At 42.4% G+C, this 16,495-nt stretch carries 10 protein-coding genes; 2 read left to right on the forward strand and 8 right to left on the reverse strand.

Annotated elements, in window-relative coordinates:
* Positions 1-117: 117 nt before the first annotated feature.
* From IMZ31_RS16140 to IMZ31_RS16155, 4 genes are all read right to left on the reverse strand, one after another.
* Complete coding sequence (locus IMZ31_RS16140; RefSeq protein WP_207528293.1) at positions 118-3,357, reverse strand: ATP-binding protein; 3,240 nt, start codon at positions 3,355-3,357, stop codon at positions 118-120.
* A complete protein-coding gene (locus tag IMZ31_RS16145) occupies positions 3,350-3,724 on the reverse strand; it encodes a response regulator (protein ID WP_207528294.1) in 375 nt (124 codons plus the stop codon). The genes IMZ31_RS16140 and IMZ31_RS16145 overlap by 8 nt, the downstream gene beginning before the upstream one ends.
* Before the next feature lie 12 nt (positions 3,725-3,736).
* Positions 3,737-5,356 (reverse strand): GGDEF domain-containing response regulator, encoded by a 1,620-nt coding sequence (locus IMZ31_RS16150; RefSeq protein ID WP_207528295.1) that lies wholly within the window; start codon positions 5,354-5,356, stop codon positions 3,737-3,739.
* A 149-nt stretch (positions 5,357-5,505) separates the two neighbouring features.
* The gene (locus tag IMZ31_RS16155) at positions 5,506-7,893 is read right to left on the reverse strand and encodes an immune inhibitor A domain-containing protein (RefSeq protein ID WP_207528296.1); all 2,388 of its coding nucleotides are present in this window, start codon (positions 7,891-7,893) and stop codon (positions 5,506-5,508) included.
* A gap of 286 nt (positions 7,894-8,179) precedes the next feature.
* On the opposite strand from IMZ31_RS16155, the gene IMZ31_RS16160 reads away from it, so the two are divergent.
* A complete protein-coding gene (locus tag IMZ31_RS16160) occupies positions 8,180-11,365 on the forward strand; it encodes a hypothetical protein (RefSeq protein ID WP_207528297.1) in 3,186 nt (1,061 codons plus the stop codon).
* A 336-nt stretch (positions 11,366-11,701) separates the two neighbouring features.
* On the opposite strand, the gene IMZ31_RS16165 is transcribed toward IMZ31_RS16160, so the two are convergent.
* The 3 genes from IMZ31_RS16165 to IMZ31_RS16175 all read right to left on the reverse strand — a co-directional run bounded on the left by IMZ31_RS16165 (position 11,702) and on the right by IMZ31_RS16175 (position 15,188).
* Positions 11,702-13,120: a glycosyltransferase family 2 protein gene (locus IMZ31_RS16165; RefSeq protein WP_371825458.1), complete on the reverse strand. Its 1,419-nt coding sequence runs from the start codon at positions 13,118-13,120 to the stop codon at positions 11,702-11,704.
* Positions 13,108-14,163, reverse strand: coding sequence for a HEAT repeat domain-containing protein (locus tag IMZ31_RS16170; RefSeq protein WP_207528298.1), 1,056 nt, complete (start codon positions 14,161-14,163; stop codon positions 13,108-13,110). Before IMZ31_RS16170 ends, IMZ31_RS16165 begins: the two co-directional genes overlap by 13 nt.
* A 65-nt stretch (positions 14,164-14,228) precedes the next feature.
* Entirely contained in the window at positions 14,229-15,188 is a 960-nt protein-coding gene (locus IMZ31_RS16175) for a LacI family DNA-binding transcriptional regulator (protein WP_207528299.1), read from the reverse strand.
* Positions 15,189-15,284: 96 nt separating this feature from the next.
* Between IMZ31_RS16175 and IMZ31_RS24670 the strand changes: the two genes are divergently transcribed.
* Positions 15,285-15,419: a hypothetical protein gene (locus IMZ31_RS24670; protein ID WP_256438011.1), complete on the forward strand. Its 135-nt coding sequence runs from the start codon at positions 15,285-15,287 to the stop codon at positions 15,417-15,419.
* Between the two features lie 137 nt (positions 15,420-15,556).
* On the opposite strand, the gene IMZ31_RS16180 is transcribed toward IMZ31_RS24670, so the two are convergent.
* A complete protein-coding gene (locus IMZ31_RS16180) occupies positions 15,557-16,390 on the reverse strand; it encodes an aldo/keto reductase (protein ID WP_371825509.1) in 834 nt (277 codons plus the stop codon).
* Between the last annotated feature and the right edge of the window lie 105 nt (positions 16,391-16,495).

Raw genomic sequence — 16,495 nt, forward strand, 5'->3', positions numbered from 1 at the left:
AACTACTCTTTTTTTACATAATAGAGGCCACACCTTGATCTAAAGATCAAATGGAGCGGCCTATACATTTTCGTCATCTCTTAATTTTATCAAACATAGCACGATAAGATAGACAAGTCAATTTCCCTCCTCATCTCCTGCAACTAATATTTGACCATTCTTTTCATTTTGTAGCAGCGTACGCAAAATCGTCGTCGACAACTTGTTCGGTGGATACGGCTTCGTTAAATAATGTTCGATTCCAAGTTCTTCACCTTTGGAACGCTCATCAAGAGCGGTCGAAATAAAGATAGGGATCTGCTCCAATTGAGGGCGTTTCTTAATTTCCTGGATAACGTCCCAGCCGTCTAATTCGCCAGCAAGCATTAGATCAATGACAAAACCATCTGGCTCATAAGTATCAAGCACCTGTACGGCAGATTCACCACTTGCATAGTGAAGGACATTAAATCCCGTCCCTTTCAATTCTTCCCGAATTAACATCGCCAAACTATGGTCATCCTCTATAACCATAATGAGTGGTAAATCAGGCGTTAAACTTACACCATTGCCCTCTGATTTCGGTTGAGCAAGCGGGAAAATGATCGTAAAGACGCTCCCTTTTCCTGCCTCTGATCGAACTGAAACCTTACCACCATGAGCTTCAACGATCTCTTTAACAATGGATAATCCAAGTCCTGTACCACCGATTTTCCTTCGCTCTGAGTTATCAATACGGTGAAACTTCTTAAACAACTTCGGAAGTTCTTGATCAGGTATACCAAGCCCTTCATCAGCTATGTGGATAAATAACTCCTGATCATTCCCGTTCATCGTGACGACAACTTTCCCTCCATCAGGAGAGAATTTTATCGCATTACTAATGAGATTCGTAAACACTTGGATCAGCTTCTCCCGATCCGCTAAGACAGGCAGATGAGTTGAGTGGTTGTTTAAGTACACTTCATGTTGAGGTGAATACGGGAAGGAATCGATTACTTCCTGAGCGACTTCCTCGACCTGAATCAACTCTTTCTCGTAGACTTGACGCCCTGATTCCATGCGCTGCAAGTCTAAGAAATCATTAATTAAATTCGTTAAACGTTTTGCTTCTTTCTCAATTGTACTTAAATACCTCTTCTGTTTCTCAGGCTTCAGTTCCCTGTTCAACATGAGCTCTGTGTACCCCAGCACACTTGCTAACGGTGTCCGGAGTTCGTGACTAACGGTACTCACAAGCTCTGACTTCATCTGATCCACTTCGTATTGAGAAGTAATATCCCTGTGAACAAATAACGTTCCAAGACGCTCTTCTCTGCGGTAGATCGGTTCTGCATATACCTCAATAATTCTGCGATCAGGACCAGCCACCTCATAACGATATTGCGAACTCTTCTGTGAAGATTGAAAAATTGCCATCTCGAAAAAGGCGACAACAGCCTCAGGATCTTCTACGCGCTCTTTGAAGAAGGTAACCCAATACGAGAAAGGCTGATTCAAACAATCCTCACAATTATCCGCTTCCATAAAGCTACACAACTGGCTGTTATATTGGATAAGTGCCCCTTTTTCATCAATAAATTGAATGCCTTCATTCACATTATCAATAATATCTTGATTTAACTGACGACTTTGTTCTGTTTCTTCATATAAAAACAATTTCTCAAGTGACAAGGATACTCGACTCAGGATTCCCTCAAGCTCCTTTGTTTCTTCTTCATCAAAGGAAAGCCCAATCCTTGTACCGACAAACACGGCTTGAAGTTCTCCCTTCGCATCAAATACAGGAGCAAAAACATCGTAACTATACAGAGTTTCTTCGTGGTACCCTTGCTCTCCCTCGAGCGCCTCTCTTTTCAGAACATAAGGCTCTTTCGTCTCCTGAAGACGGACAACAACCTGCTCTTCAATATGAGCTCTCATCCGCGCACCCGCTTCATTTGAAATACTAATACTCGCATAATCCGAACTATCAAGGACTAGTAAGATCCCTTTATTGAACGAGAAAATCTGCTGAAGCTGGAACAAGACCGTCTCCAATAACTCTTCCATATTTAATGTGATCGATAAAGCATGATTCAGTTCGTTGTAATGTTCTAGCGTATGTTTCGTTCGGTTCGTTTCTTCTAAAAGGTGTTTCAATTCTTGTTCAGCTTCCACCATCTTCGTGATTTCGAACTGAATAATATAATATTGTTCAATGCCCTGATAATCATTTTTATAAGGAACAATGGTAGAATCCACCCAGTAGTACGTTCCATCTTTCGCCTTATTCTTCAGTTCGCCTTTCCAAATCCGCCCTTCTCTTAACGTGCGAATCATATTCTCATAAAATTCTGGTTGTTCTTCTGCGAATAAATTTGAATACGAGTGACCCATAATTTCTTTAGAAGAGTACCCGGACACTTCACAGAACTTATCATTCACATCTGTAATAAACCCTTTTGTGTCTGTTACAGATAGAATGGTTGCTTCGTTAATGGCCATATTCAAGTTCTTAATCTCTACAACCGAATTCTCTAATCGCTCTTGTTGTTCAGTTAGTTCATCTTGCTGGGCTTGGAGCTCTTCATTATGAGCTTGCAGATCAGCTTCGCGGTCCTGGATGACATGAGCCATCGAAGACAAAGCATTGGTCAGTGTCCCTAACTCATCTTGACGTCGAACCGTAGGAAACGACACCTCTTTCCCAAGCGCTAACTGCTCAGAAGCATCAGACAACTCGCTAAGGGGTTGGCCTATACTCTTAGACATCCGTTTCGTAGCAAGACTGATGATGACAAACAACATCACAATCAGTGCACCTAATGCGTATGTAATCCGGTTGGTCCTTTCTATAAACTCCTGGTGAGCCGCTTCTAATTCCCTCTCATTTGCTGCAACAATCTGCTTATTCCTTAAGAGAAAACTATTAATACGGGAAGTACCACTCGTATCTTGTGAAATAGTTACAAGCTCTTCATAATTTCCATCTTCAGCATAGGCAACAGCCGCTGGCAAGAGCAGATCCCAATATTCCTCAACGTATGCAGAAAGGTCCGCATAGACAAGCTCTTCTTCATTCGTCAATTCATATTCTTTCAACTCATCTAACAAAACAACTAAGTTCGCGTGGGCCTCCTGGCTCAACTCCCATTCACCCTCATTCAAAAAAGCAAGATACCCTCTCGCCCGCATAATCATCTCGTTATATTCTTGCTCAATATTCTCTGCGATTTCTGTCTGCCTAGAAAGCGTTTCTCTCTCTTTTAAATAGCTTTCTTTCACCTGAGCTTGAATCGCTAGAATAATAGATATGCCAATTAGGGCGAGAAAAAAGACAGCCATCATTATAAATAGAAATTGCCTGCGAATGCTTTTCCTGAAAAAGTCACGCATCAAGAATATCCTCCACAAGTTCAATTAATTGAAGAGGGCTGAATGGTTTAGCCATATAGTAATGGATGCCAGCAGCTTTTGATGCATCGACATCCTTTTGTTGATTCTTAGCTGTTAACATCATGATCTTCATGCGCTCTTTCCCGTTTAACGCTTTGATTCTTTCAGCAACTTCAATCCCTGTCATCCCTGTCATCCCTGGCATCATGTAATCTAATATAAGAAGATCGTATTCATTCTCCTGAACCTTCTCGAAAGCCTCAATCCCATCCTCTGCTTCCTCAAGTTCATATCCTTCTTCTTCTAACGTATCGACAATTAACATACGCAAGACTTCCTCGTCGTCCGCAATTAAAATACGCTTCACGTCCATTCCCCCTTAAAAAAGTAACCGCTGAGCCAGCCGCTTCACTCGTGCTTCTAGCTCTGAAACGCTAAATGGCTTCGTAATATAATCATCGGCTCCGAGGTCTAATGCCTTTACGATATCTTGATCTTTTTTTCTTCCGGTCAGCATAATAATGACGAACTGATCCACGGAACATTCTTCACGAAGCTTCCGCAACACTTCAAGTCCATCCATCCGGGGCATTACGCCGTCTAACAATAAGACAAACTTGCCATCTTGTTGGTACCATTTTGACTCAAAGAATTCTTCCCCTTCCCGGAAGGTTCTTAGCTCCACTTTATGCCCTTTAAACGTTAGCTTCCTTAAATGATCTTGCAGCAGTTCATGAATAATAGGGTCATCATCAATAATACCGATGCGGATCACATCAAGATTCTGCGCAAGGTCCCGTTTCTGCTCATCATAGACTTGCACTTGATTACGACCATTTCGTTTCGCCATATAGAGAGCCTGATCCCCATGCGAAATGATTTCATCCGTATGCTTAATCCGGTGGTGAACAGAAGCCACCCCTGAAGAAAAGGAACATGTAAATGTCGTACCATCTTTTTCAAATGGTTGCTCCGAGAAGACTTGTAAAAGGCGATCCACAATCATGCGCGCTTGTTCTCTGTTTGTCTTCGGCATAATCAACATAAATTCTTCTCCGCCATACCTGATAAAGTAATCACCTTGACGTTTATTCTTCATAATCGTTTCGGCGAACTGCTTTAGAACAAGATCACCAGTATCATGGCCATATGTATCGTTAATCCGTTTAAAACGGTCTAAATCAAGCATCGCAACGGAAAACGTTGTCTCATAACGCTCAAATTCTGCCCATTGGCGCTGCAACTCTTCTTGTAAAAACTTGCGGTTATATGCGCCCGTTAATTCATCTAACAAGATCTGAGCCTGAAGAACGCGCTTAAGCTCTAAACGATTCTGGATTAAAGCAAGCATTTCCTCGTTATCAAAAGGGGAATGAACAATATCAAATGCCCCAGCCTCATACGCTTTCTTCCGTAACATCGTATGAGGCGCATCTTCCACAAGCAGTGTAGGTACAAAACTATGTCTAGCCTTATTGGCAATACTTGAAAGCACGTGAAACCCGTGGTCCTCTTTTTGATGTAAATCAATGATGACATAATCAGGTTTCTGGCTATAGAACACTTCAACGGCCTTCGACTCATTTGCTGCGACCATCACCGCATAATGTTCTTCAAGCATATCTTTCAAATTTGATATACGATCAATTTGATCCCCAACAAGCAACACTAACGAGCCTCTCGGAGTCTCATCTTTTATTTTTTCAATCAAGGGTTCTGCGAGAACTTCAACGGTTGAATGCTTCTGTAATTCTTCTGTAAGTGGACTTAAGAAAGACTGCCACCTTTCTTGTTTCCATTCATAATCAACAGACGCAGGCAACTGTTGCATGAGATTCGTTGCCACCTCTGTTATAGAAGGTAAACCAATGGATGAAGCCGTTCCCTTTAATGAATGCAAAAACTGGTACATCGCTCCGTTCGTAATCGAACGATGCTCCCCCCAGCTTTGGAGAGTGGAACGGGTTCGCTTCAGAAATAGGGTCTGATACTTTTGCAAATGTCTCTCTCCTTGTCGTATAAGTCTATCTTTCTATTATCTTATATATGGATAATAAAAGGAAGAAGTTGGCTGTAGAAAAAGCTTGTTCTATGCAAAAAAAGCTACACCCATTTAATGTGAGTGTAGCTTTTCTTTATTAAGCATTCTTACTTAAAGATTAGAACCTTTCCTACTGTACCGTCATCACTTTGCCCTGTTACTCTGAAGTTTAATCCGTATTCAGGGACGTTACGTCCTGCATCAACTAAACCTGGGTTGGAGTAGTCTGCAAAGTCGCTGAATAATGGAGTACGCTTCGTATGGTTATCTTTAAGAGTAATACCATAAAGAGCTGTATGATCCACATACATCTTTTCAGTTTTATCTAGGCTAAACGCAGCATCGTGAACCTGATAACGTGTAGAAGCTACACTTCCATCACTCCAGTTAAGCGTCTTCTGATCCGCATCGACAACTCCGACAAAACCATCACCCGGGTGAATGCCTGTCCAGTTTTCACTATATTGCTTATCTACGTACCATACTACTAGACCATCATCGAAGGTCATTAGGCTATCACCGCGACGGATGTTTGCTAAGCCTTCGTCAACGCCGTTATGACTTCTCCATTCTAGGAGGTAGTAGTGATCGCTTCTCTTGATACCGTCATTTTTTGTAAAGCCATCTAAACCAAATTCAGCTTCTCCTTCAGCATCGTCAAATACAACTTCTTCCCCATCAACAACTATCGAAAGATCATCTGCATATAAACCAGGGTTGCTTACAGCGGCATCGGTTACGTACTCAATTGCCACTTCTACTTCCTGACCAGCGTAAGCAGAAAGGTCGAATGATGCGTCGATCCAGCCGTCTGAAGAACCTGTGATACCATTACCTAAGTTAGATCCATGTGGGTCTGTATTTGTTGTAACATCTGATGCAACTGGCTCACCGTTAACGGTTACGTAGGCGTAATCCCAGTCTGTTTCAATATCGTACCAAGTCTGGAATTTGAAATCTGCTGAAGTAGCATTTGTAAGATCAACTTTCTTCGTTAGGTAGGTATGCAAGTTATCATCGCTTCCACTGAAGTACTCATACTCACCACTAAAAGGCTCATTTATTACTGTTTCTTTTTGTGGAAGGTTTACTTTTACTACGTCATTATTTGTTCCTTTAGTTACAGCTTCATCAAGCAAGAACTCCGTACCTTCTCTAGTAACATCTTCTAAATCAATTTCTGATCCAGTTAACCAGTTCCCTTTTGTTCCTTCATTATCTACAACAGCAGATTCTTGAAGCATTTCCTTCATATAAGGACTAAATCCAGTAGGCATTGTACCAGGAATATCTCCTGCCCAACTTCCGCTAGACATGATTGACCAATAGCTTACCGGTTCACCTGCACCTGTGTACTGCGTATCATACTCATCCGGAAGACCTAAGTCATGACCGAATTCGTGCGCCATTACACCAACCGCACCGTCTTCAGGCTCGATTGTGTAATCATAAGCAGCCATAGATCCGCCCCAGTATGGAACAGTTGCTTCCGTTTTCGTAATCGGAGTTACGGCCCCAAGGTTCCAACGGTGAGACCAGATTGCGTCTGATCCTAAGCTACCGCCACCTGCTTCTTCACCCACACCAGAGTGGATAACCATCAGATGGTCCACTAAGCCGTCTGCTTCTAAGTAGTTTCCGTCACCGTCTAAGTCATATCGATCCCAATTGTCGTAGTCAGCAATATTTACTGTCGGATCTGCTGCAGCTGCCTCTAAGGCTTCTTTTACTAGACCACGAGCATTTACATCACTATCATCTTCAGTCGGATAGTTGCCACCATAAGCTGCCGCCGGTTGACTAGCTGTATACCATCCAGCAACTTCCCCTTCAACAGAATAGCTTCCACCAGATTGCTGCTCGTAGTACTGTTTCATAGATACATAGTTTTTCCCGTCTGGACCTGTCCAGCCACCTGTACCAAACAGCATATCCTGATAATGTGCACGGGAGTACGCATCTTCCCCTTCATAATACATATCCGTTTCATCAGCTGTCATAGAGTTATGAGGCTTGTCCGGATAATCCACTAGCAATACGAGGACCTTGTCCGTACGCATTTCACCATTATACGCTTTCTCTTCAACACCCTCTGGAGCATTCTTCTTCGCTTGTCCAAGTTTGTTTCCTTTACCGTTAGTCAAGCTGTTGTTTTCCATTTGCCCTTTAAGCTTATCTTTAGTAGTTTCCTCTTCATCATGAAGCTCTCCCACTTCTTTATTAGCTGATTCTTGCTTAGCCTGCAAGAATTGGTTTAACTTCTCCTGAGCTTCTGCCGGTGAAGCATTTTTCGCAATCGTTCCATTTTCTTTCAACATTTGAATTAAGCGCTCATCGTTTGCGATGGCTAAATCAAATGGTGATCCTCCTTCATGATGAACGTGTTTGCTTTTGCCAACCTCACTCGGTGAAGGCATAGAAGCATTAACGCTCGCCACTGGTCCAATCGCCAGCGTCAGCGCTAAAGCCGATGTTAATAATTTACCCTTCTTCATCCGTCATCCCCCTAAATTTCTGAATTTTTCGTTATTTGGATTATTCTTACTATAAACCAGGCTTATAGTTTAGAACAACACTTCATCTCGAAATAAAGGCAAAATGAGCGTTTAGACCGGTTTTATCGACACCTATCGACACGTTTTAGGTAGTCCATTCGCCTCATTTCACTAATTAATCGCTTCGACCCACTCACAAAATGATCCAGAAATAGAGAATACTGTGTTAAAGATCAGGATATGAGATAATACATATACCTACTACTTCTACAGAGGGGGAAATGGGATGAAGAAGTGGCCATTTGTACTAGGGGGATTTTTGCTTATACTAGCATTCCCTTTTATATGGTGGCTCTTAGAGCCTAAGCAGCCGTTAGAAACACTTATAGTGGATAAAACTGTCCCAAATGATTCATATAGAGAGCACAAAGGTCTAACATGGCTATTAAATTATGAGAAATATATGAAAGCTGACGGGGATGCCTATGAAACAAAGAAAGATTACGTAGGGTATCATCCTGGAGAAAAACCTGAAACATCCTCTTTACCAGAAGACTTAAGCACCTACCAAATGATTTACCTCGCTGATACATATGGCGTTTATGACGCTGATCTAAAGGGAGATAACAGCGACGGTGAGAAGTCTACCAAAGTAACTGGAGGATTAACGAAGGAAGAAGCCGAACAAATTGAAGCTTCCCTTTATGAGAATCCAGCCACCTTGATCGCGGAATTTAATACATTTTCAAGCCCTACCAGGGGTGACGCGCGTCAAACGATTACCAATCTATTAGACATTGAAGATTCAGGCTGGTCAGGGCGTTATTTCAAAGATTTATCTAAAGACTCAGGTAGCGAAATCCCTAAATGGGCCGTACGCGATTATGAAGAACAACAAGGACAAGACTGGTCATTCGAGGGAGCAGGTTATGTACTCGTTCATAGAGATAACACCATCGTGGTGCTAGAAGAAGATGAGCACGTATCTGGCGAAGGCATTCGAGCTACCTTTACAAATCAAGGGGAAGAACAATTCGGATTAAAAGAGAGCCCTCATTACGCATATTGGTTTGATATTGTGAAGCCTTATGATTCCAGCAATGTGATGGCTTATTATGACTGGGACCTAACCGAACAAGGGAAAGAAAAGCTAAGCAAGCACAATATTCCGAATCAGTTCCCTGCTGTAACACGCACAACGAAGAATGATTATCCTGCATACTACTTTGCAGGTGATTACGCTGATATGGAATCGCTGCCTCCCTTCTATCAATACAAAGGCGTAGCAAACTTTCGCAAATGGTTCTCGTTTGATGATCCGTCAAATCCTGAACCATTCTACTGGAAGACCTACGTACCAATGCTAAGAGATATTTTAAAAGAGGCAAAAACGTCACCACAGGAACAAAAAGAAGTGACAAAGAAACAAGTAGCCCATGAAGACGGGGTATCTTATCCTACAAGGGTTGGCGAAAAGCGTTTTGAAATCTATCAAAACGGAGAATGGAAGCCTGCGCTTATGAAAGGTGTAAATATTGGCATGGGGAAACCAGGTGCATTCCCAGGTGAGGCATCCATTACAGAGCGCGAATACGCTAAATGGTTTGAACAAATCGGCGAGATGAATGCAAATGCTATACGTGTATACACGCTTCACCCGCCTGGTTTTTATAGAGCGCTTAAGAACTATAACGAAGAAACTGATGAACCCATCTACGTCTTCCACGGAGCTTGGGTTGAAGAAGAGCCGCTCGAACGTCATTTAGACAGTTTCCATGAGGAAAATACAGAGTCGTTTAAACGAGAGATCTCTACCTTAGTGGACGTCATTCATGGCAATGCTGAAGTTCCAGAAAAACCAGGTCATGCGAGCGGCGTATACAACGCTGACATTTCTGAATACGTCATTGGCTGGATTATCGGAATTGAGTGGTTCCCTGAGATGGTCGAGAAGACAAATGAAAATCATCAAGATATGGGCGATTACTCAGGAGAATATGTCTACACGGAGGATGCACAGCCCTTTGAACATTGGCTGGCATCAATGATGGACTACACCATTCAATATGAAATGGACCAATATAACTGGCAACGCCCGATTAGCTTCACGAACTGGCCAACGACTGATTTTCTCGAGCACCCATCAGAACCTCTTGAAGATGAAGATCTTGTTGGCGTCAATCCAAATGTTATTCACACAAACGAAGATACATTTAAGCCCGGTATGTTTGCGAGTTATCACGTCTATCCGTATTACCCTGACTTCTTAAACTATGACGAAGAATATCTCTCCTACAAAGATCAGCGCGGAGAGAACAATAGCTACGCCGGATACTTGAATGACCTCGTAAGCCAGCATGATATGCCTATTCTTGTTGCCGAATTTGGAGTACCAGGATCTCGCGGGAAGACACACGGCAACCCATTTGGCTGGGACCAGGGTCACCATTCTGAACAACAACAAGGTGAAATCAATAAGCGCTTATTTGAAGACATTGTCGCTGAGGGCACACTCGGAGGACTCGTCTTCACGTGGCAGGATGAGTGGTTCAAACGAACGTGGAACACAATGGAACTTGATAATCCAAACAGACGTCCATTTTGGTCAAATGCACAGACCAATGAACAACAATTTGGACTGTTATCCTTTGACCGCTTAAAACGAACAGTGGATGGAAAAGGAGAATCATGGAAAGAGGCTAAACTTCCTTCATCTGGAGACGGAAAGATTAAATCGATAGCAACAGATCACGACGAACGGTACCTCTACCTTCGTTTAGAAATGGATAAGAGCTTTAACTTTAAAGATCAGTCGCTCGGAGTCGCTTTCGATACCATCCATGATCAAGGCATCACAACGTTTACCGATGAGCTAACGACAGACAAAGGTGTCGATTTCCTTCTAGAAATGAACGGCAAAGAACAAGCTGAACTCCTTGTCGATAGCTACTACGATCCTTTTTACTATCAATACGGAGAATCACTCTCCATTATTGAGCAACAATCATACGCTAGTACGAAGAATAACGGAGAATTTCACCCGATTCGATTAGCCCTAAACAAGGAATTAAAGATTCCAACGACAAATGAAACCATTCCGTTCTCCTCCTATGAAACAGGGAAGCTACAACACGGAAACGCAAACCCAGAATCTGAAGATTACAACGCCTTAACCGACTATGCCATCGGAGAAAACGATCAAGTTATAGAAGTCCGAATCCCATGGCAACTTCTAAACATCAAAGACCCAAGTCAAAAAGAACAAATGACAGACTTGTGGAAAGAAGGACTAAAAGGATCTCGAAACTTCGAGAATCTTTCAATTATGGCCTACACAAAACAAGGCGATAAAATCAACTCAAAAACCAACTTCCTCCCTTACACATGGGAGAACTGGAACGAACCAAAATCAGAAGAACGCTTAAAGAAATCCTATGACATTATGAAAGACGCATTTGAAAAAGCAGATTAATGAAAGACCCCCGATCGATTATGTAATCGATTGAGGGTCTTTTTTTGTATAAGGCAGTAATCTTGATATCAAAATATATGCTCGGTCCGTTCGTCTCCAAAATAGTCAGGGCAGGCTTGGGGACTGCGAGACTCCCGCGGGAAAAGGAGCCTAGGGAAGACCCCACAGAGAGCGCCAGCGAACGAGGAGGCTCTAAAAGAAAGGGGAAGTTCGACTAAAACCGTCACGTCCTGTGACAACGTCGAACGACCCCACCTCGTGTGGGGCCGCAGGAAAGCGAGTGGTCCCCAAGCCTGGCCAAGCACTTTTCACCGTAACGGACCATCCAAATTCTCTTTACTGCGATATCCCTTTTCGCTTCATTTCACCCCATCCTTGCTGCTTCCTCACAACCTGAACAAGCCCAAGCATACGCCAGAAAACAGTCAACGGACGATACCAAAACGTCTCCGATAAGGCATAGAAAAACAACCGAATGATATGACTCTCTTTCGGATAACGCCTTAGGCTCCACTCCTCTAAAAGGACAGCCCCCATAGAAAGAATCGAACCGTAAAGAAGTGCTAATGAAAACATGAGTATCGCAACTTGTACGTTAATAAGTCCTGTTAATATACCTATAGGTACTAGAATATAACCAAGCAACTCAATCACAGGTCCTATAAGTTCGATGAAGACGAAATAAGGAACAGAGATCAGTCCAATGCTGCCATATCGCGGATTAAACAACATGCGCTTATGATGCCAAAGAGATTCAAATAACCCTCGGTGCCAGCGGCTTCGCTGCCTTTTTAACATCGTGGTATCCTCAGGTGCCTCTGTCCAACAAACAGGATCAGGCACATAAACGATTTGACTCTCCTCCTTTTCTTCTTTCATTAAACGATGAAGACGAACAACAAGCTCCATGTCCTCCCCTACCGTTTCTCTCCGGTAGCCACCAGCGCGTATGACGGATTCTTTATGGAATATGCCAAACGCTCCTGATATGATCAGCAACAGGTTGTGGCGACTAAGTCCGATTCTTCCCATAAGAAAGGCCCGCAAATACTCAATCACTTGCATCACTACTAGAGGAGACTTCGATAACCCAATCTCCATAACTTCGCCCCGTTCAATACGACACCCATTCGCGATTCGTATGCTTCCCCCGGCTGCTATAACTTCCCCATCTGATTCAATGATAGGCTTCATGACTTTCAAGAAAGCATCTCGTTCTAGTATAGAGTCCCCGTCTAGCGAGCAGACATATGGATATCGAGAAACGTTAATCCCTGCGTTTAACGCATCAGCCTTGCCACCATTATCTTTATCAACCATGAATACGTTGCTGTGAATAGAAGACTGATAGATTCCCCTGATGGTTTCTGTATCCAATTGTTTCCGCACGACGCGAGGGATCTTTTTCATATCAAATTTATCAATCATAATATCGACAGTCTGATCTTTAGATCCGTCGTTAACAACAATGATTTCGTACTCACTATAATTCATACTTAAAAGCGCTCGAACACTATTATAAATACCAATTTCCTCGTTATAAGCAGGTACAATAACAGACACAGGCTTTGCATCAATGTTATCCAAATAGTCTTCATAAGGTTCTTTTTGGTTCAGGCCATACTGCTCCCGAAGCTGTCTTGAAGAAATAACAAGCATGACGGAATAAAACCCAATGACGACAATCATATAGGCGGCAAAAAGATAGGTAAATAGCTGAAACAAAACGTGCATCACTGCTCCTATGATTTCCATACAGCCCCCTCACTTTCTAACCATTGATACGCCATATCCCGGGCATAAGGATCTTCGCTCGTTTCATATACGTGCGCTAAAATCATATCGCCATCCTGATAAACGGTTAACGCTCCCCCAGCTGCTTGTCGAACAAACCAATTAGAGTCTGACAACAGGTTTACAAGGACAAACTTATACCTTTCCTTCTCGGTCACTTTAGCAATTCTGGCAACCATCATCCGTTCCTGGAAGTAGTCTGATGTGGCAAGAGCAAGAACAGCGTCATGACGTGATACGTAACCGAATGTTTCCAGCACCTTTAACAAGCTTATCCGAAGTTCGAAAGAGTCACTTTCAAGGCGCTCTTCTAAAAAAGAGATTCGGCTGTAATCTCTCGTCTCTCCGATCCATTCTACAACAGCCTGTTGGAACGATAGAGGTAAAGTATCACACTGTTCAATAAAGCCCTCCGTGTCTACTTTAGGAAGCCTGCGCAGTACTTCCTTGTACAAAAATTTAGGATAACGTTCGTGGGTACCTAGAAGATCATAAATAAGTTCTTGAGAACCAAGTGCGCTAAGTGTGCGTACCAGTTGGTAGTGTTCTGCTATATTTCTATACGTTTTATTTTTATATCGGTGCCACAACATTTCTTGAAAGCTTTGAACTTTAAAATCTTCTATCTGATAAAGAGCGTTCATACGTAAACTAAACCGTCGGTGGTGAAGCAAACGTGTATAGTAATCTTTCATCGTCCACTGAGCAAACGAATTCACCCGCATTTTCACAAAAGGATCTTTTAACGTGGCAGTCAGTTCTTCAAGCAACTCAGCAAGAACCTCATAAACGATTTGTTCATTTTGGATAAGTCTTGAATGCCCTTCTTCTCCTGATAAGACAACTTGTTGGACGACCGGCTTTAATTTCTCTTTATAAGATTTTTTCCTTCTTTCATATCGAATGTTTCTTCTCTTTTGAAGGAGCAGAAACATAAGGAACCCCATTAATACAAGCGCTAATGCAAGGACAAAAAGCGCAATCCAAATGATCGAAAAATCCATCAATGATACGTCCTTCCTTAAATGAATAATGCACATGGCAGTATATGGATAATCCCTTCAGAACTTTACACACTTCCGCGCTCGACTAGTTCAAACGGATAGATATCAGATGTAGGATTCTTACTACTAACTTTCTCGACAAGGGACATTCCCACTTCATGAAGAGGAAGCTCAATTGTCGTCAGATCCAGGGCTTCAGCAATAGGGTGATTATCAAACCCAAGAATCGCAACATCACGAGGAACACGAATCTCCTGCTTCTCGGCTTCCATCCTAAATCCTGCAGCTACCTGATCACTTGTAATAAGCAAGGCTGAAGGTTTCTCTTTAAGTGAAACATACTCATTCACCACGCGCTTCCCATCTTCAATCGTTAAGCAATTGTTAAATACCCAATTCTTTCGATAAGTTTCACCTATGTATTCCAATTCTTCACAGTATGCTTTTTCTCTTAGACTACTATTCGTCCCATTCCTTCGTCCAATACAATAACCGATGTGTCGATGACCTTTGCCTATGATATAGCGCATGCCATATCGGAAAGCTTCATAATGGTCGACCGATACGCAAGGGATACGAGTGTGCTCCGATGACTCACACACCACAATCGGCCCGAATCCCTGGTATCCCTCAACCGAGCTCCAGTCACTCGTACGAGAAAGGATAATTAAACCGTCTATTTGCTTACGCTTCAACGCTTCTAATGCCTTGCTCTCTTCTTCTTCCTGATAATTGGTCTGATAAAATACAAGGTTGTAATCACGCACAAGCGCCTGGTCTGCAATTCCGTTAAGCAACGTAGAAAAATAGGAATGGTTAATAAACGGAACCGCAACACCTATTAACCTTGTTTCTCCTTTAGATAAATGAATCGCATTGATATTTTGGTAATACCCTAGCCCCTCCACCGCCTTCTCTACCGCCAGCCGCTTCTCTTCTGTGACATAAGGATGATTATTCAACACACGCGATACCGTCGTCACCGACACCCCAGCCTGTTTCGCCACATCTCTTATATTCGCCATACCCTCACCTCATCTATATGTAAAAAAACTTGCTATGAAACGCGTTTCATACCCTATAGTAAATTTAAACCAATCAAAAAGAAAGGAAGATTTACTATGATGATCGGAATCCTAACCCTCATCCTCCTATGTCTATTCGAATGGGGAATCGTCCACTACCTTCACAACCAAAACAAACAAGAACCACAAACATATTACGAAACAATCTTCTACGACTTCCATGAAGAATAACACACTAAAGCAATAAAGGGTGCCAGACACCCGTTCACGCTTTAAAGAACTGAAGGGTGTCTGGCACCCTTTACTGTATTAACGTAAAGAAGGTACCTGTCCGATTGGGACAGGTACCTCCTGGGTTGAACTATTATTTAGAAATCAAAGTTGTCTGGGTTTGGTCCTACGCGGTGGTTTTCGTTAAGTTCCGTGATTTTCACCACTTCTTCGTCTGTTAGTTCAAAGTCGAATACATCCGCATTTTCTTGAATGCGATGTTGTTTTGTTGATTTTGGAATCGTTACGATCCCGATTTGTAGATCCCAACGAATGACGATTTGCGCAGCGGTTTTGTTGTATTTTTCAGCGAGCTCTTGAATAACAGGCTCTTCTAGAATTTGACCTTGCATAAGCGGACTCCATGCTTCCACAACAATGTCATGCTTCTCACAGTAGTCACGCACTTCTTGTTGAGCAAGCTTAGGATGAAGTTCAACTTGGTTAATGACAGGTGTTACTTCCGCATCCTTCAATAAATCATCTAAATGATGAGGATGGAAGTTACTTACGCCAATCGCGCGGATCTTACCATCATGATAAAGCTTCTCCATCGCCTTCCAAGATTCTTTATATTTCCCTTCAACAGGCCAGTGAATTAAATATAGATCTAAATAGTCAAGACCTAGCTTCTCAAGGCTCGTCTCAAATGCTTGTAGCGTTTCTTCATAACCCTGGTCTGAGTTCCAAAGTTTAGATGTAACAAAAATCTCATCGCGGCTTAAACCAGAATCCTTAAGCGCTTGACCCACGCCTTCTTCGTTCTTATAAGCCGCAGCTGTATCAATGCTACGATATCCGTGTTCTAATGCCCATTTAACAGAATTAATGACTTCTTCGCCATCTTCTGCTTTAAATACGCCTAACCCCAAACGAGGCATGTCTACACCATTATTTAGCTTGATTGTATCTTGTAAACTGTTCATGATTATTACTCCCCCTCGGGTAGTTCTTGAGCTCATGTGCTCAGCTGTTTTTTAGCGTATCATCACCATAGGCATAAATACAAAAATTTCAGCTTAGCTATCAAACATTTG

Source organism: Pontibacillus sp. ALD_SL1 (genome assembly GCF_017355605.1).